Source organism: Pseudacidovorax intermedius (genome assembly GCF_003350475.1).
In the GTDB taxonomy this organism is placed as follows: domain Bacteria; phylum Pseudomonadota; class Gammaproteobacteria; order Burkholderiales; family Burkholderiaceae_C; genus Xenophilus; species Xenophilus intermedius.
On the sequence record NZ_QQAV01000002.1, the window covers coordinates 402,296 to 419,875 of the forward strand.

Sequence of the window (17,580 nt, forward strand, 5' to 3'; positions counted from 1 at the left end):
CGGCCTGCGCGCGAGGGGCCAACAAAAAAAGCCCGCAAGCATCAGCTTGCGGGCTTTGAGATGGTGCCGGCGACCGGAATCGAACTGGTGACCTACGCGTTACGAGTGCGTTGCTCTACCAACTGAGCTACGCCGGCGAAAAACTTATTTTAAAGCAGGAAGGCGCTGTGGTGAGTGCCTTCGTAAGCAGCCCAATAGTATAGCGCCAAAAAGCTCACGTCTCCAAATGGTACTTCGTCACGCGCTCGACCTCGTTCTTGGAGCCGAGGATCACCGACACGCGCTCGTGCAGCTTCTGGGGCTGGATGTCGAGGATGCGCTCGCGGCCGTTGGTGGCCGCACCGCCGGCCTGCTCGACCAGCCAGGCCATCGGGTTGGCCTCGTACATCAGGCGCAGCTTGCCCGGCTTCTCCGGCTCGCGCTTGTCCCAGGGGTACATGAACACGCCGCCACGGGTGAGGATGCGGTGCACGTCGGTCACCATGCTGGCGATCCAGCGCATGTTGAAGTCCTTGCCGCGCGGGCCGTCCTTGCCGGCGAGGCATTCGTCGATGTAGCGCTTCACCGGGGCGTCCCAGTGGCGCATGTTGCTCATGTTGATCGCGAATTCCTTGGTGTCGGCCGGGATCTCCATCTTGTCCGTCGTCAGGATGAAGCTGCCCTGCTCACGGTCGAGCGTGAACATCGCCACGCCGTCGCCGACGGTGAGAACCAGCACCGTCTGCGGGCCGTACAGGCAGTAGCCGGCGGCCACCTGCTTGCAGCCGGCCTGCAGGAAGTCGGCCTCCTGCACGCCCGGGTGGTCGTCCGGCTTCTTCAGCACGCTGAAGATGGTGCCGATGCTGACGTTGACGTCGATGTTGCTGGAGCCGTCGAGCGGGTCGAACATCAGCAGGTACTCGCCCTGCGGATAGCGGTTGGGCACCACGTAGATGCTGTCCATCTCCTCGCTGGCCATGGCGGCCAGGTGGCCGCCCCATTCGTTGGCCTCGATCAGCACCTCGTTGGCAATGATGTCCAGCTTCTTCTGGACCTCGCCCTGCACGTTCTCGCTGCCGGCCGTGCCGAGCACGCCGCCCAGGGCGCCCTTGTTGACCGAGAGGCTGATGCGCTTGCAGGCGCGGGCCACCACCTCCAGCAGCAGGCGCAGCTGGCCAGGGATGAGGCCGTCGACGCGTTGCTGCTCGACGAGGTAGCGGGTGAGTGAAATGTTCTGAGAGGCCATGGGGACTCCTGGGAGGGTTTCAAAAATCAGGGGGCGAGGGCGCGGCTGACGACCTCGAGCGTGTCCTTGCTCAGGCCGGGGCGGGCCGCCACGCGGGCGATGGCCTCGCGCGCGGCGCCGCGGTAGGGCTCGGCCAGCTTGTTCCAGCGGTCCAGCGCGCGCGCCAGGCGGGCGGCGACCTGCGGGTTGATCTCGTCCAGCTCGATCACCCGCTCGCTCCACCACACGTAGCCGGCGGCGTCCAGGCGGTGGAAGGCGCCGGGGTTGGCGCTGCAGTAGCTGAAGATCACGCTGCGCGCGCGGTTCGGGTTCTTGAGAGAGAAGTCCGGATGGCGCGTCAGCTGCTTGACGAGCGGCAGCACGTCGCCACCGCGGTCGGGCGCGCCGGCCTGCAGGCTGAACCACTTGTCGATGACCAGGGCCTCGTCCTTGAACATGGCATGGAACCGCGCCAAGGCCTGGGCCGCCAGCGGGTGGCCCGACACGACCAGCGCCGTCAGCGCATTGAAGCGGTCGGTCATGTTCGACGCGTCCTTGAAGCGCTGCAGCGTCTTGCCCGGCCAGACGGCATCGCCCGATTCGCGTGCGGCGATGCACAGGTGCGCCAGCGCCATGCCGGCCAGCGCGCGGCGGCCGGCCGAGACCGGCTCGGGCCGGTAGGCGCCGGTGTCCTTGTTGTCCTCGTAGGCCTGCTGCCATTCGGCGTACAGGGCCGTCGCCAGCTGGGTGCGCATGGCCTCGCGCACGCGGTGCACGCGCTGCGGATCGACCACGTCCAGCTGCTCGGAGATATAGACCTCGGAAGGCAGCGTCAGCACCAGTTCCTTGAAGGCGGCATCCAGCGCGCCATTGCGCAGCACCTCGCGCATGGCGCCGATGAACGCCTCGTCCAGCACCGGTGCGTCGGGCAGGCGGCTGTCATCGCCGATGGCCGCGAGCGCCGCGCCGAGCGCCAGGCGCTGGGCGGCCTCCCAGCGGTTGAAGGGGTCGCTGTCGTGCGCCAGCAGGGCCAGCAACTGCTCGCGCGTGTAGTCGAACTGCAGCACCACCGGCGCGCTGAAGCCGCGCAGGATGGAGGGCACCGGCGCTTCGGCCAGGCCGGTGAAGGTGAAACGCTGCTCGGCTTCGTGCAGCACCAGCGTGAGCGATTCGCCAGCGGGCTGCGCCTCGCCTTCCAGCTGCAACGGGAGCGCGCGGCCATCCGCACCCAGCAGCCCCACGGCCACCGGAATGACGAAGGGCTCCTTCATCGGTTGACCCGGCGTGGGTGGGCAGCTCTGCGTGAAGGCCAGCGTGTACGTGCGGGCCTCGGCGTCGTAGTGCCCCGTGGCGGCCAGGCGCGGCGTGCCGGCCTGGCTGTACCAGCGCTTGAACTGCGGCAGGCGGCGGGCCAGCTCGCTGTCGGGGTTGGCGTCCGCGATGGCCTGGGCGAAGTCGTCGCAGGTCACGGCCTGGCCGTCGTGGCGCTCGAAGTACAGCGTCATGCCGCGGGCGAAGCCCTCGCGGCCCACCAGCGTCTGCATCATGCGGACGACTTCGGCGCCCTTCTCGTAGATGGTGACGGTGTAGAAGTTGCTGATCTCGATGTAGCTGTCGGGCCGCACCGGATGGGCCATCGGGCCCGCGTCCTCGGGGAACTGGGCGGTGCGCAGCACCCGCACGTCCTCGATGCGCTTGACCGCGCGCGCGGAAGGCTCGGCGCACAGGTCCATGCTGAACTCCTGGTCGCGGAAGACCGTCAGGCCCTCCTTGAGCGAGAGCTGGAACCAGTCGCGGCAGGTGACGCGGTCGCCGCTCCAGTTGTGGAAGTACTCGTGGCCCACCACGCTCTCGATGTTGGCGTAGTCGGCATCGGTGGCCGTGGCCTGGCTCGCCAGCACGTACTTCGTGTTGAAGATGTTCAGGCCCTTGTTCTCCATCGCGCCCATGTTGAAGTCGCTGGTGGCGACGATCATGAAGCGGTCCAGGTCCAGCGGCAGGCCGAAGCGGGCCTCGTCCCACAGCACCGAGTGGATCAGCGAGTTCATCGCATGCTCGGTCTTGTCCAGGTCGCCGGCGCGCACGTAGACCTGCAGCAGGTGCTCGCGGCCGTTGCGCGCCTTGATGCGCTGCTCGCGCGCCACCAGCTTGCCGGCCACCAGGGCGAACAGGTAGGCGGGCTTCTTGAACGGATCGACCCACTTGGCGAAGTGGCGGCCCTCGGGCAGCTCGCCCTGTTCGACCAGGTTGCCGTTGGACAGCAGCACCGGGTAGGCCGTCTTGTCGGCACGCAGCGTGACGGTGTAGCTGGCCATCACGTCCGGACGGTCCAGGAAGTAGGTGATGCGGCGGAAGCCCTCGGCCTCGCACTGGGTGAAGAAGGTGTTCTGGCTGACGAACAGGCCCATCAGCTTGGTGTTCTTCGCCGGGCAGCAGGTGGTGAAGATCTCCAGCTCGAATTCGTCGGGCAGGCCGTCCAGCACCAGCTGGCTGCCTTCCATGCGAAAGGCGGCGCCCTGGCCGTTGACCAGCACGCGCGCCAGGTTGAGCTCGTCGCCGTCCAGGCGAAGTGGCTGCGCCGCCACGTCCGGATTGCGGCGCAGCTTCATGCGGTTGAGCACGCGGGTCTTGGCCGGGTCCAGGTCGAAGCAGAGGTCGACGGTGTCGATCCAGTAGGCCGGCGGGGCATAGTCCTCGCGCTGGATGGCGACGGGCTGGGGCGATTGGGCATCACGAGAGAGCAACATCGAGCGTCTCCAGAAAATTTGAGCGGAGGAGAGAGTGGTAGTCGCGCACGGTCGCGATCACATGCGGACCGGCGAGTTCGTCGGCGCCGTGGGTGCTGCATACGGCCACCGCACGCATGCCGGCGCGGCGCGCGGCCTCGATGCCGAAGGGCGCGTCCTCGAAGACGATGCAGCGCGCGGGATCGGCGTCGATGCGGCGGGCCGCTTCGAGAAAGATGTCGGGCTCGGGCTTGCCACGCAGGCCCTCGTCGCCGCCGACGATGGCCAGGGGCAGCGGGTCCATCTTGAGGCGATCAAGGGCGAAGGCCACGTTGTGCCGGTCGCCCGCGGTGCCGACGGCGACCTTCAGGCCGCGCGCAGCGGCTTGCCGCGCAAACACGGTGAAGCCCGCCACCTCGGCAAAGGGGGCGTCGAAAAGCTCGCGGTAGATCGCTTCCTTCTCGTTCACCAGCGCCAGGCATTCGTCCGGCGGCAGCTCGCGCTCGAAGACCTCGCGCATGCACTCGGTGCCGGTGCGGCCCGTGGTGCGACGCAGGATCTCGTCGGCCGGCATCGTGATGCCGTGCCGCTGGGCGAAGGCCACCCACGACTTCGCATGCCAAGGCATGGAGTCGATCATGGTGCCGTCCATGTCGAAGATCAGGGCCTGCACGGGCAGGGCGACGCCCTCGGGGCGCGGGCTGCGGTCGGGCATCAGACGCCCTGCTTCAGCGAGGCTTCGATGAAGGGGTCGAGGTCGCCGTCGAGCACCTTCTGCGTGGCCGAGATCTCGACGCCGGTGCGCAGGTCCTTGATGCGGCTGTTGTCCAGCACGTAGCTGCGGATCTGGTGGCCCCAGCCGACGTCGGTCTTGCTGTCCTCCAGCTTCTGCTGCTCTTCCATGCGCTTGCGCATCTCGAAGTCGTACAGCCGCGAGCGCAGGCGCTTCCAGGCCACGTCGCGGTTGCTGTGCTGGCTGCGGCCGTCCTGGCACTGCACCACGATGCCGGTCGGGATGTGCGTCAGGCGCACCGCCGAGTCGGTCTTGTTGATGTGCTGGCCGCCGGCGCCGCTGGCGCGGTAGGTGTCCACGCGCACGTCGGACGGGTTGATCTCGATCTCGATGGAGTCGTCGATCTCCGGATAGACGAAGAGCGAGGCGAAGCTGGTGTGGCGGCCGCCCGAGGAGTCGAAGGGCGACTTGCGCACCAGGCGGTGCACGCCGGTCTCGGTGCGCAGCAGGCCGAAGGCGTATTCGCCCTCGACCTTGATCGTGGCGCTCTTGATGCCCGCGGTTTCACCCGGGGACTCGTCCTCGACGGTGGTCTTGAACCCCTTGCGCTCGGCGTACTTGAGGTACTGGCGCAGCAGCATGCTGGCCCAGTCCTGCGCCTCGGTGCCGCCCGCGCCGGCCTGGATGTCGACGAAGCAGTTGTTGGGGTCGGCCGGGTTGTTGAACATGCGGCGGAACTCGAGCTGCTCGATCTCCTTGCGCAGCTCGTCGGCGTCGTCGGCGATGGCCTTCAGGCCTGCCTCGTCGCCTTCTTCCTTGCTCATCTCGTAGAGCTCGGTGTTGTCGGCCAGGTCGCGCTCCAGGCGCTGGATGGCCAGCACCACGCCATCCAGGGCCTTCTTTTCCTTGCCCAGTTCCTGGGCCTTCTTGGGGTCGTTCCAGACCGTCGGGTCTTCCAGCGAGGCGTTGACCGTCCTCAGGCGTTCGGCTTTGGCATCGAAGTCAAAGATACCTCCGCAAGTCGGCCGTCCGGGTGCTCAGGTCGGCCAGGGTGGTGCCAATGAGGTTGATCTGTTCTGCGTCCATGGTGCGGTCCTGTTCTTGCGGGTGTTCGGGGAAACGCGAGATTTTCTCACGCGGCGTCTTCGGCCGAGGGCGGCTCGAAGGGCAGCACCACGCGGAAGGTGGACCCTTCGCCCGGCGTGCTCTCCAGTTCGATCCGCCCGCCGTGGCCCTGGACGATCTGCTGGGTGATGAACAGGCCCAGACCCAGGCCACTGGCCACCTCGCGGCGGCCAGATTCGGCGCGCTCGAACTGCTGGAAGATGCGGGCCTGGTCCTCTGGCGCGATGCCGATGCCGCGGTCGCGCACGCTGATCACGGCCTCCTCGCCGCGCAGCCCGACGTTCACGTCCACCGGCTTGCCGCCACCGTAGCGCAGGGCGTTGGTCAGCAGGTTGGTCAGCACCTGCTCCAGGCGGAACTCGTCCCAAACGCCCGTGAGTGGCTCTGGGGCCTCCAGATGGATGGCGGCCCCGGCGGCCTCGGCCTGCTGAGCGAGGGCGGCGACCACCCGGGCCGCCATGGCGCTCAGGTCGAAGGCCTGCGGACTCATCGACAGCCGGCCATTGCGCATGCGGGTGACGTCCAGCAGGTCGTCGATCAGCCGCACCATGGCCTGGATCTGGCGCTGGTCGCGCTCGGCCGTTTCCTTCAGCCGCTCGGGCGTGAAGAAGAACATGTGGCCGCGCGCCAGGTGCATCTTGCGCACCTGCGTCTCCAGGTAGAGCGTGTTGAGCGGCGTGCGCAGCTCGTGCGACACCATCGACATGAAGTCGTCGCGCATGCGCACGGCGCGCTCCAGGTCGGCGCGGGCCTCGCGCAGCTCGGCCACCAGCGCCTGCTGCTCGCGGTGCAGCGTGGCGAGGGCCTCCATCTCGCGCTTGAGCGCCATGCGGCCGTGGTAGAGCTCGACGAAGACGCTGACCTTGCTGCGCACCATGTGCGCGTCCAGCGGCTTGTGCAGGAAGTCGACCGCGCCGCTTTCGTAGCCTTGGAAGGCGTAGTTGAGCTCGCGGCCCGCGGCGCTGACGAAGATGATCGGGATGGTGCGCGTGCGTTCGGTGCCGCGCATCAGCTCGGCCAGCTCGAAGCCGTTCATGCCGGGCATCTGCACGTCCAGCACGGCCAGCGCGAACTCGTGTTCCAGCATCAGCGCCAGCGCCTCGTCGCCCGAGCGCGCCTGGAACACGCGCCGGCCCGGGTCGCGGATCAGCGCTTCTAGCGCGATCAGGTTCTCTTCCAGGTCGTCGACGATCAGGAGCTTGGTTTCGATCTCGGACGGGTCAGTGGGCATGGTGCTGGGCGTCGAGCAGGATCAGCAGCCGGCGCAGTTGGGCCAGGGGCAGGACGTAATCGGGCTGGCGCAGGGCCAGGGCGGACTGGGGCATCTGGGGCGCCATGGCTTCGCCCGGCGACTGTACGGCAGTGAGGCCGCCCGCGGCGGCGATGTCGGCCAGCCCCTGCGCACCGTCCTCGTTGGCGCCGGTCAGCAGCAGGCCGGCCAGGCGTGGCCCGTAGGCGTCGGCGGCGGAACTCATCAGCAGGTCGATCGAGGGCCGCGAAAAGTGCACCGGCGGCTCGCAGCTCAGCGAGAAGTGGCGGTCCGCCTCGATGAAGAGGTGGTAGCCGGGCGGTGCGAAGTGCAGCGTGGCCCCTTCGACGGCGGCCTTGTCGCGCGCCTCGCAGGCCGGGATCGGCAGCCGGTGCGAGAAGATATCCGCCAGGCGGCTCTCCCGGTCCTGCGGCAGGTGGAGCACCGCGATCAGCGGCAGGTGCCACGGCGTGGGCAGGGCCGCCGTCAGGCGCAGCAGGGCGTCGACGCCGCCGGCGGAGGCGCCGACCACCACTGCATCCACCTGCGGCAGCGGGCCGGGGTCGAAGTCGCCATCGTCCAGCGTCGACGGTGGCGAGGCGTGCCCGGTGGCGTAGGGGGAGCGGATCGCCGACATCAGGCTGCCTTGCGGAAGATGCGTTCCGCCCGCGCCACCGGCTCGAACCGCTCGGCATAGGCCGAGAAATCCACGCTCTCCTTCGAGCCCAGCCCCAGGAAGCCACGGTGGCACAGCGAATCGTGGAACAGGCCCAGTGCGCGGTCCTGCAGCCGGCGGTTGAAGTAGATCAGCACGTTGCGGCAGGAGACGAGGTGCGTCTCGGCAAACACGCTGTCGGTGGCCAGGCTGTGGTCGGCAAAGATCACGTTGGCCCGCAGCGCCGGGTCGAAGCGCGCGCCGCCATAGGCCGCGGTGTAGTAGTCGGAAAAGGACTTGCGCCCGCCGGCGCGCTGGTAGTTGGCCGTGTACTCGCGCACCGCGTCGGCCGGGAAGATGCCCTGCCGTGCCTTCTCCAGCGATTGCGGATTGATGTCGGTGGCGTAGATCAGCGCCCGCTCCAGCAGTCCCTCCTCACGCAGCAGGATGGCCAGGGAGTAGACCTCCTCGCCCGTGCTGCAGCCGGCCACCCAGACCTTGATCGACGGATAGGTGTGCAGCACCGGCACCACCTGCTGGCGCAGCGCGAGGAAGTAGTCCGGGTCTCGGAACATCTCGCTGACCGGCACGGTGAGGTACTGCAGCAGCCGGCCGAAGACCTGATCGTCGCGCAGCACCTGCTCCTGCAGTGCGGAGATGCTGCGGTAGCCCATCTGCTCCAGCGCGTAGTTCACCCGGCGCTTCTGCGAGGCGCCGGTGTAGTCGCGGAAATCATGGCTGTAGCGCAGATAGATGGCCTCCATCAGCAGGCGCAGCTCGATGTCGGAGGCGCTGGGCGGCGGTGGCGCGGGGCGTGCGGCGTCCGTGCCCGACGGGGCCAGGCCCGGCGGGCGCGGCGTCGCGAGGCGGCCACCGGCTTCCTCGGCGTCCGGGCTGGCGGGGCGGGCGCTCACAGGCGCTCCATGTGCGGCATCCACACCCGCAGCAGCGAGAACAGCCGGTCCAGGTCGATGGGTTTGGCCAGGTAGTCGCTGGCGCCGGCGGCCAGGCACTGTTCCTGGTCGTCCTTCATGGCCTTCGCGGTGACGGTGATGACCGGCAGCTTGCGGAAGCGCGGGTCGCTGCGCAGGCGGCGCGTGGCTTCCAGGCCGTCCATCTCCGGCATCATCACGTCCATCAGCACCAGGTCGATGTCGGGCACGGCGTCGAGCTTGTGCAGCGCCTCGCGGCCGTTGCGCGCCACCTCGATCTTGGCGCCGCGCTGCTCCAGCGCGCTGGTGAGGGCGAAGATGTTGCGCACGTCGTCGTCCACCAGCAGGATGCGCCGGCCTTCGAACACGCGGTCGCGCTCGCGGGCCGTGCGCAGCATGCTCTGGCGCTCGGCCGACAGCTGCGATTCCACCTTGTGCAGGAACAGCGTCACTTCGTCCAGCAGCCGCTCGGGCGAGCGCGCGCCCTTGATGATGATGGAGCGCGAGTAGCGCAGCAGCTCGGCCTCCTCGTCGCGCGTGAGGTTGCGACCGGTGTAGACGATGACGGGCGGGAAGGAGCAGATCTCCTCCGACGACATGCGCTGCAGCAGCTCGCCGCCCTGCATGTCGGGCAGGCGCAGGTCGGTGATCATGCAATCGAAGACCCGCTCGCGCAGCAGTGCCAGGGCCTCCTCGCCGGTGCCGACGGCGGTGATGGCCACGTCGTCGTCGCCGATCAGGTGCACCACGCTCTCGCGCTGCACGTCATCGTCCTCCACCAGCAGCACCTGCTTGACCTTCTGGGCCAGGCGCGCCTCCAGCCGCGAGAACACGGCCTGCAGTTGCTCGCGCGTGGTGGGCTTGAGTGCATAGCCCACGGCGCCCATGTGCAGTGCCGCCTCGGCCTGGTCCTGCGCGGACACCACGTGCACCGGGATGTGGCGTGTGCCCGCATCGTCCTTGAGCTGCTGCAGCACGGCCAGGCCGGAGCTGTCGGGCAGGCGCATGTCCAGCAGGATGGCGTGCGGCTGCAGCTCCTGCGCCAGCGCGAAGCCATCGGCGGCGCCATGGGCCACCAGGCAGCGCCAGCCGTACTCGTGTGCCAGGTCGTACAGGATGCGGGCGAACTGCGGCTCGTCCTCGATCACCAGCACGCGCCGGACGTCGTCCTCCAGCTGGCCGCGGTCGTCGGAAAAGGTCGGGGCCGGTGCCGGCTGCGGCGTGGGCCGCGCGGCCTGCGCCGGGGCAGCCAGCGGGGCCAGTGCGACCGGTGCCGCGGCCGTGCTGCTGCGCGGCAGCGGCGCGGCGTCGTCGCCCTCCAGGCGCTGCGCGATGTCGGCGGGCAGGCTCAGCGTGAAGGTGCTGCCCTGGCCCAGTTCGCTGCTCACGGTGAGGGTGCCGCCCATCAGGCGCGTCAGGTCGCGCGAGATCGACAGCCCCAGCCCCGTGCCGCCGTATTTGCGGCTGGTGGTGCCGTCGGCCTGGTGGAAGGCCTCGAAGATCAGCGCCTGCTGGTCCGGAGCGATGCCGATGCCCGAGTCGCGCACGTCGAAGCGCACGCCGCCCTGCGGGCCGGGCTGCACGCTCAGCAGCACCTCGCCCCGGTCGGTGAACTTGATGGCGTTGGACAGCAGGTTCTTGAGGATCTGCTCCACCCGCTGCCGGTCGGAGATGAGGTGGGCCGGCGCGTCCGGCGAGACCTCGATGCGCAGCGCCAGCGACTTGTTCTGCGCCAGCGGCGTGAAGGTGGATTGCAGCGACTCCACCAACCGCGCCACGGGCAGGAATTCGGCATGGATGTCCAGCCGGCCGGCCTCGACCTTGGCGATGTCCAGCACGTCGTTGATCAGCGTGAGCAGGTCGTTGCCCGAGTCGTGGATCGAGCGCGCGAAGCGCACCTGCTCCTCGCTCAGATTGCCCTGGCTGTTGTCGGCCAGCAGCTTCGACAGGATCAGCGCACTGTTGAGCGGGGTGCGCAGCTCGTGCGACATGTTGGCCAGGAACTCCGACTTGTAGCGGCTGGCGCGGGCGAGGGCGTCGGCGCGTTCCTCCAGGTCGGACTGCGCGCGGCGCAGTGCGGCATTGCGCTGGTCGAGCTGCTCGGTGCGCTCGGCCAGCTGGCTGTTGATCTGCTCCAGCTCGGCCTGCTGGTTCTCGAGGTTGACCTGGCTTTCGGTGAGGGCGCGGGACTGCTCCTCCAGCTCCTCGTTGGCGGTGCGCAACTCTTCCTGCTGCACCTGCAGTTCCTCGTTGAGCTGCTGCGTCTCGGCCAGCACCTGCTGCAGGCGCTCGCGGTAGCGCGCGGCCGCCATGGAACTGCCGGCGTCGTCGGCCACGCCGCGCAGCAGTTCCAGCTCGCGCGGGGAGGGCGACGCCAGCAGGCCCAGCTCGACGACGCCGTTGACCTGGCCCTCGTGCGAGATCGGCAGCAGCAGCACGGTGTGCGGCGGGGCCTCGCCCAGGCCCGAGCTCACGCGCAGGTAGCCGGGCGGCACGGGCGTGATGTCCATCAACTCGCCGCGCGCGGCGGCCTGGCCCACAAGGCCTTCGCCGGGCAGGAAGCTCTGCGAGGCGGCCTCGGACTCGCGCGAGAAGCCATAGCTGGCCACGCGGCGCAGGCTGCCGTCGGTGTCGTGTACGTAGACAGCGCCCACGGCGCTGCGCAGGTGCTGGGCGCAGAACTCCAGCACCTGGCGGCCCAGGTTCTGCGCCGTCAACTGGCCCACGGTGCGGCTGGCCAGTTCGTTCTGGGCGCCGCGCAGCCAGGCCTGCGCCTCCATGCGTTCGGAATGATCGGCCTGCTCCGCGAGTGCCTGGCCATAGCGGTCGGACAGATGCAGCATCTGCCGGCGGCCCAGGATGGAGAGCACCACGCTGATCAGGACGCTCAGCAGCAGGTAGCCGGCCACCACGCCCACGGCGGCGCGGTTGGCGCTGCGGTTGCGCTCGGCGCGAAGGGTCTGTTCGGTGGCGAGGAAGGCCTCCAGTGTGGAGCGCGATTCGTCGGCGATGCGCTTGCCGCGGCCGGACTGCAGGCGGTCGCCGATGTCCTCGCCGCGCTGCTTGGACTCCACCACGTCGTCGGCATAGCTCTCCCATGCCCGCTGCAGCTCGTCGAGCTTGGTGGCACGGCCGACCTGCTGAGGGTTGTCGGCCACCAGCACGCGCAGCTCGCCCAGCAGGGCGTGGGCGCGGGTGCGCGCCGCGTCGGTGGGCTGGAGGAAGGCGCCGTTGCCGGTCAGCAGGTAACCGCGCACGGCGGCCTGCATGTCGGCCTGCAGCAGCTGGGTCTCGGTGGCGGTGCGGGTGACCCGGTCCGTGTGCTCCACCCAGCTGATGACCGACAGCAGGTAGCCGATGAGCGCCACGAAGACGACGGCCCCCAGGGCACCCAGCAGCAGGGGCAGCTTGACGTTGCGGCTGAGCAGGCGGCGGAACTCATCGTTGGCGATGGCAGGGCGTCGGTCCATGGGTGGGGCTTGGTCGGAGCAAAACCGACCGAGTCTGCCCGAGGACGTGCCCGGGGGGTGTCGGAAAACGCCGCTTATGCCGGGACGGGCGGGCGCTGGCCGACCCCGTTTGCGCCGCCCGCGCTCACGACGCCCGGAAGAAGTCCTCGATCAGCGCCGCCACCTGGTCCGGCTGGTCGTGATGCAGCATGTGGCCCGCGTCCTCCACCCGGGCGGTGTGCAGTTCGCGCAGCACCTCCAGGCGCCGGTGGAATTCGTCGAGGGGGTAGCGGCCGTTCCACCAGCCATGGAGGCTGTCGTCGCTGGCCACCACGGCCAGCACCGGCGCGGTGATGGCGGCATAGAGGGCCAGCGTCTCGTCCACGCGGAAGATGTTGGCGTTGATCACCTTGTGCGCGGCGTCGCCCTGGATCTCCCAGCGCTCGCTGCCGTCCTCCTGGCGCACCGGCCGGGCCCACTGCCGGGCCAGCCAGTCGGCCTTGTCCTGCGACAGCCGGGGGTTGGTCTTCATCAGGCGCCGCGCAACGCCATCGGGGGTGCTGTAGCCCGACAGGCGCATGCCGCCTTCGTGCAACTGCCTGTTCTCGTCGATCCAGCGCGCGTAGCGCCTGGGCGCCTCGTCGGGCGCATAGGCGGGCATGCCGAACCCTTCGAGGTTGACGAGCCGCCGGATGCGGCCCGGTCGCACGCCCGCATAGTGCATCGCGACGTTGCCACCCATGCTGTGGCCGACCAGGTCGACGGCGCGGTCGGCGGCGTAGTGGTCGAGCAGCCAGTCCAGGTCGGCCAGGTAGTCGGGCATCCAGTAGTTGTCGACGTCGCCGCCGCCGGTCTGGCCGAAGCCGCGCCAGTCGGGCGCGATGACGAAGCGCTCCTGCGCCAGGGCATCGATGACGAACTGCCAGGAGGCCGCCACATCCATCCAGCCATGAAGCAGCACCAGGGGCGGGCGCGCCAGCGAGGGCGTGCCCCAGGTGAGCACGTGGTAGCGCAGGTTGCGCACGGGAACGAAGTCGGACTGCGGCAGGCGGCGGGGAGCGTACATGGGCGGCGATCATAGAAAGGCGCCCGCTGGCGGGCAGTCCGCCACCGGACACGTCCCCCGCCGTCAGGCAGCCTTGATCCCGCGCATCAGGATGACGCCGCCGAGCGTGGTGGTGTCGCTGCGGATGCGCCGCGCCAGCGCCTCGGGCGTGCCGCCGCGGGCCTGCCAGCCGGCCTTGAGCAGGGCCTCGCTCACCTCGGGGGTGCGCAGGACCGTCTGCAGTGCGCCATTGAGCCGCGCGATGGCCGTTGGCGACTGCCCGGCCGGCGCGGCCAGGGCTGTCCAGATCTCCAGGTCGGCGCCGCGGACATCGGCCTCGCGCAGCGTGGGCATCTCGCCGGTCAGGGGGCTGCGCTCGGGCGCGGTGATGCCGATGGCCTTGAGCCGCCCCTGGCGGATGTGCGGCAGCGCCAGCCCCGGCGGCAGCAGGGCCAGCTGGATCTGGTTGGCCAGCATGGCTTCGATCACCTGCGGATTGCCGGCAAAGCCCTGGTACTGCGCGCGGATGCTGGTGCGCATCTTCAGCAGTTCCATGCCCAGGTGGCCGACGGTGCCGTTGCCGGGCGTGCCGTAGCGGGCATCGGTGCCCAGGTTGCGCGCCCACAGCAGCAACTCGTCCGGCCGGCTGCCCTGGGCCTGCGCCGTGACCGCCAGCACCAGCGGTGCGGTGCCGATCAGGCCGACCGGGGCGAAGTCGGTCTCGGGGTCGAAGGGCACGGCGGCGTCCAGCAGCCGGGCGATGGTGAGGTTGCCGTTGATCAGCGCGCCGAAGGTGTGGTCGTCGCGGGCCTTGGCCACCGCGTTGGCGGCGATGTTGCCGCTGGCTCCGGGCTTGTTCTCGACACCCACGGTCTGGCCGAGCAGCCGCGCCAGCGGCTCGGCCACGATGCGTGCCGCGGTGTCGGGCGAGGAATTGGGCGGAAATCCCACCAGCAGCTTCACCGGCCGGGTCGGCCAGCTGGCGCCGCCATCCGGCGCGATGGCGGGTCGGGGCGACTTGCTGCCGGATTGCGCCCAGGCCGGCAGGCAAGCGCTGGCCGCCAGGGCGGCACAGGAATGGAGCAGGCGGCGCTTGTCGACCATGAACGTGTCCGAGATTGACTAAAGTTACAAGACGTTAACGGACTCGCTGCCGACGCGCAAGGCGGGCTTGCCGGGCTGGTATCGACGTGCTGCGGGTGGCGAGGCGTCTGCACAACGCGCGGTGCCGCACGCCCGCCGACGCGATCAGTCAGTCCGGCGTCTTGTCGAGATGGACCGTGATCGGGGTGCTGTCTTCGCTGCGCGTGGTGGCTGGCGGCGGCACGTCGCCGCCCTTCTGGCGTTCGCGGAACAGCGCCGCCCGCGTCAGGAAGATGGTGGTGATCGGCGCCGTCAGCGCCACGAACATCGCGATCAGCGCCGCGTGCAGGAACAGGTGGGAGCCCTGGGCCGAGAAGTACACGGCCGTGGCCAGTGAGATGGACCACACCCCGGCCGTGGCGCCCAGCGTGGGCGTGTGGATGCGGCGGAAGAAGCTGGGCATGCGAACCAGGCCGAAGGAGCCGATGGCCGCAAAGCCGGCGCCCACCACCACCAGGAGGGCCGTGAGCGCCTCGGCCCACCAGGGCAGCGGCCCGCTCATTCGATCACCTCGCCGCGCAGCAGGAACTTGGCCAGCGCCGTCGTGCCCACGAAGCCGAACAGCGCAATCAGCATGGCCGCCTCGAAATAGACGGCGCTCGAATAGACGATGCCCAGCGTCAGCATCATCAGCATGCCGTTGATGTAGAGGCAGTCCAGGGCCATGATCCGGTCTTGCGCCGTGGGGCCCATCAGCAGGCGGGCCAGGGCGCACAGCATCGCGACCGCCAGGAGGAACAGCGCGCCCTTGAGCGCCCAGAACAGCAGTGGCGTCATGACTCGAAGATCTCCATCAACACGGTCTCGTAGCGCAGCTTGATGCGCTCGATCAGGTCGCTTTCGTCGTCCACGTCGAAGACGTGCAGCAGCAACTGGCTGCGGTCGACCGCCAGTTCGGCCCAGGCCGTGCCGGGCGTCAGGCACAGGATCATGGCCAGCACGGCCAGGCCGTTGGGGTCGCGCAGATCCAGCGGCACGCGCACGAAAGCCGAATGGATCTGCGGCGTGCGACGGGTGAGCAGGGCGCGCGCGACGCCCAGTGCCGACACCAGCAGGTCGGCCATCACCAGGCGCAGGAGGCGCAGTGCCGCCAGCGGGCGGCGCATGCGCACCGTGGCCGGTCGCAGGCCCTTGGTGAGCAGGGGCACCGCTACCGCCAGCAGCGCGCCCAGCAGCATGGTGGCCGGATGCAGCGACTGGTTCAGCAACAGCCACACCACCCACAGCGCGATGGTGAGGGGGGGCGAGGGAATCAGGCGGCGCATCATGGCCGGACCTCCGCCTGCTTGGCCGTCGTCGGGCCGGCCTTCTGGGTCGCCGCGAACACCGCTGCGCGGTAGTCGCGGGTGTCGGCCAGGTTGGCGGCGGTGGCCTGGGCGTGCAGCAGCACCGGCCCGGCGCCCACGGCCAGTGCGATGCAGGCGGCCAGCAGGCCGGCCACCGGCAGTACCTCCAGCGCTCGCAGCGCCGGCAGCGAACCTTGCGTGTGGGTCCAGAAATGCCGGATGCCGCTGCGCGAGAACGCGACCAGCGTCATGAAGCCCGAGACCAGCAGCAGTCCCATGAAGGCCCAGCCCCAGCGGCTGACCTGCTGGGCATCCAGCAGGCCCGACAGCATGGCGAACTTGCCGATGAAGCCGGGCAGCGGCGGCAGGCCGGCCAGCAGCAGCACGCAACAGACGAAGGCGAGGCCCAGGAAGGCCACGCCCGCCGGAATGGCGCGGCCATAGAGCGCCTGCGCCTCGTCGTCGAGATTGACGTCGTCCAGGGCCTGCAGGTCCTCGGTGAGGAAGGGCGTGGTCGCGGCCGATTCATGGGGGGCGATGCTGTGTCCGGCATTGCGCCAGCGCTCGATCATGTCGATGAGCAGGAAGAGGGCGCTGGCCGCCAGCGTGGATCCGAGCAGGTAGTAGAGCGCCCCGGCCCAGACGCCTTCCTGCGCCAGCCCGACGGCGGCCAGCAGCGTGCCGGCCGACACCACCACGGCGAAGCTCGCCAGGTGCGACAGGCGCTGAGAGCCGAGCAGCCCCAGCGAGCCGACGGTCAGCGTGGCCAGTCCCAGGCCGATGACCACCGGCTGGCCATACAGCGCCGAGTCGCCCGCGTCGGGGCCGAAGAACAGCGTCCAGGTGCGCAGCACCACGTAGACGCCCAGCTTGGTCAGCAGCGCGAAGACGGCGCTCACGGGGGACACCGCCGCGCTGTAGCCGGGAACCAGCCAGAAGTTCAGCGGCCAGGCGCCGGCCTTGGCGAAGAAGGCGGCGGCCAGGATGGCGACCCCTGCATGCAGCAGCCCGCGGTCGGCCGGTGCCACCTCGGAAATGCGCTGGCTCAGGTCGGCCAGGTTGAGCGTGCCGGTCACGCCGTAGAGCATGGCCGCGCCGATCAGGAACAGCGACGAGGCCGCGAGATTGATGGCGATGTAGTGCAGCCCGGCCCGGACCCGCAGGGCGCCGGAGCCATGCAGCAGCAGCCCGTACGAGGCGGCGAGCATGACCTCGAAGAACACGAACAGGTTGAACAGGTCGCCGGTGAGGAAGGCGCCGTTCAGGCCCATCAGCTGCAGTTGCAGCAGCGGGTGGAAATGCACGCCGGCCCGGTCCCAGCGCGAGGTGGAATAGATCGAGGCCGCGAAGGCCACCACGCCCGTCAGCGCGACCATCATGGACGACAGGCGGTCGGCCACCAGCACGATGCCGAAGGGTGCGGCCCAGTTGCCGGGCAGGTAGACGCCGATGGAGCCCGGGCCGCCGCCGGTGTCGGGCGTGTTCACCCAGCGCAGCAGGGCCAGCGCCACCAGCAGGCCGAACAGGCCGGAGATGACTGTGAGTGCCGACTTGGCGCGCCGGCGCTGCTCGCCCATCAGCAGCATCAGCGCGGCCGTGAGCAGCGGCAGCAGGATGGGCGCCGCCACCAAGTGCGGCATGGTGGCGTCGAGCAGCCGGTCGAGCAGGGCGAGGATTTCGTTGCTCATGTCTCCTCCCGCTCCTGCCCGTCCACGTGGTCGGTGTCCGAGATGCCGCGCGAGGCCAGCATCACCACCAGGAAGAGCGCCGTCATGGCGAAGCCGATCACGATGGCCGTCAGCACCAGGGCCTGCGGCATGGGGTCGGCCGTGTTCTGCAGCGTGGCTTCCACGCCCTTGCGCAGCACCGGCTCGCTGTCGACCTTGAGCCGGCCCATGCTGAAGATGAACAGATTGACGGCGTACGAGATGAGCGTGAGGCCCATGATCACCTGGAAGGTCCGGGGGCGCACCAGCAGGTACACGCCCGAACCGGTGAGCACGCCGATGGCGATGGCGAGAACGGCTTCCATG

General features: G+C 69.5%; 15 protein-coding genes and 1 tRNA gene. All 16 read right to left on the reverse strand.

Going from position 1 to position 17,580, the window contains the following annotated elements:
• Positions 1–61 precede the first annotated feature (61 nt).
• Positions 62–137 (reverse strand) — tRNA-Thr (locus DFR41_RS08510).
• A 77-nt stretch (positions 138–214) separates the two neighbouring features.
• Positions 215–1,225, reverse strand: coding sequence for a class 1 fructose-bisphosphatase (locus DFR41_RS08515; protein WP_017759443.1), 1,011 nt, complete (start codon positions 1,223–1,225; stop codon positions 215–217).
• A gap of 26 nt (positions 1,226–1,251) precedes the next feature.
• Entirely contained in the window at positions 1,252–3,951 is a 2,700-nt protein-coding gene (pepN, locus tag DFR41_RS08520) for an aminopeptidase N (protein ID WP_114802415.1), read from the reverse strand.
• Complete coding sequence (locus DFR41_RS08525) at positions 3,935–4,645, reverse strand: HAD family hydrolase (RefSeq protein WP_017759441.1); 711 nt, start codon at positions 4,643–4,645, stop codon at positions 3,935–3,937. The genes pepN and DFR41_RS08525 overlap by 17 nt, the downstream gene beginning before the upstream one ends.
• A protein-coding gene (gene prfB, locus DFR41_RS08530; RefSeq protein WP_114802416.1) for a peptide chain release factor 2 occupies positions 4,645–5,749 on the reverse strand; the annotation gives its coding sequence in 2 pieces (ribosomal slippage) (positions 4,645–5,667 and positions 5,669–5,749; 1,104 coding nt in all). The genes DFR41_RS08525 and prfB overlap by 1 nt, the downstream gene beginning before the upstream one ends.
• Positions 5,750–5,795: 46 nt before the next feature.
• Entirely contained in the window at positions 5,796–7,019 is a 1,224-nt protein-coding gene (locus tag DFR41_RS08535) for a hybrid sensor histidine kinase/response regulator (protein WP_017759439.1), read from the reverse strand.
• Positions 7,009–7,674: a chemotaxis protein CheB gene (locus DFR41_RS08540; RefSeq protein ID WP_114802417.1), complete on the reverse strand. Its 666-nt coding sequence runs from the start codon at positions 7,672–7,674 to the stop codon at positions 7,009–7,011. The genes DFR41_RS08535 and DFR41_RS08540 overlap by 11 nt, the downstream gene beginning before the upstream one ends.
• Complete coding sequence (locus DFR41_RS08545) at positions 7,674–8,456, reverse strand: CheR family methyltransferase (protein ID WP_052383760.1); 783 nt, start codon at positions 8,454–8,456, stop codon at positions 7,674–7,676. The genes DFR41_RS08540 and DFR41_RS08545 overlap by 1 nt, the downstream gene beginning before the upstream one ends.
• A 146-nt stretch (positions 8,457–8,602) precedes the next feature.
• Positions 8,603–12,094 carry a response regulator gene (locus tag DFR41_RS08550; RefSeq protein ID WP_114802418.1) on the reverse strand — a complete coding sequence of 1,164 codons (3,492 nt, stop codon included), beginning with the start codon at positions 12,092–12,094 and terminating at the stop codon, positions 8,603–8,605.
• A gap of 124 nt (positions 12,095–12,218) precedes the next feature.
• Positions 12,219–13,139: an alpha/beta fold hydrolase gene (locus tag DFR41_RS08555; protein ID WP_114802419.1), complete on the reverse strand. Its 921-nt coding sequence runs from the start codon at positions 13,137–13,139 to the stop codon at positions 12,219–12,221.
• 63 nt (positions 13,140–13,202) lie between these two features.
• Positions 13,203–14,222 (reverse strand): Bug family tripartite tricarboxylate transporter substrate binding protein, encoded by a 1,020-nt coding sequence (locus DFR41_RS08560; protein WP_114802420.1) that lies wholly within the window; start codon positions 14,220–14,222, stop codon positions 13,203–13,205.
• A 148-nt stretch (positions 14,223–14,370) separates the two neighbouring features.
• Positions 14,371–14,763 carry a monovalent cation/H(+) antiporter subunit G gene (mnhG, locus tag DFR41_RS08565; protein ID WP_114802421.1) on the reverse strand — a complete coding sequence of 131 codons (393 nt, stop codon included), beginning with the start codon at positions 14,761–14,763 and terminating at the stop codon, positions 14,371–14,373.
• Positions 14,760–15,038 carry a K+/H+ antiporter subunit F gene (locus DFR41_RS08570; protein ID WP_017761074.1) on the reverse strand — a complete coding sequence of 93 codons (279 nt, stop codon included), beginning with the start codon at positions 15,036–15,038 and terminating at the stop codon, positions 14,760–14,762. The genes mnhG and DFR41_RS08570 overlap by 4 nt, the downstream gene beginning before the upstream one ends.
• Positions 15,035–15,526 (reverse strand): Na+/H+ antiporter subunit E, encoded by a 492-nt coding sequence (locus DFR41_RS08575; protein WP_043113624.1) that lies wholly within the window; start codon positions 15,524–15,526, stop codon positions 15,035–15,037. Before DFR41_RS08575 ends, DFR41_RS08570 begins: the two co-directional genes overlap by 4 nt.
• The gene (locus DFR41_RS08580; protein WP_114802422.1) at positions 15,526–17,235 is read right to left on the reverse strand and encodes a monovalent cation/H+ antiporter subunit D; all 1,710 of its coding nucleotides are present in this window, start codon (positions 17,233–17,235) and stop codon (positions 15,526–15,528) included. The genes DFR41_RS08575 and DFR41_RS08580 overlap by 1 nt, the downstream gene beginning before the upstream one ends.
• Positions 17,232–17,579: a Na+/H+ antiporter subunit C gene (locus DFR41_RS08585; protein ID WP_017761071.1), complete on the reverse strand. Its 348-nt coding sequence runs from the start codon at positions 17,577–17,579 to the stop codon at positions 17,232–17,234. The genes DFR41_RS08580 and DFR41_RS08585 overlap by 4 nt, the downstream gene beginning before the upstream one ends.
• Between the last annotated feature and the right edge of the window lies 1 nt (position 17,580).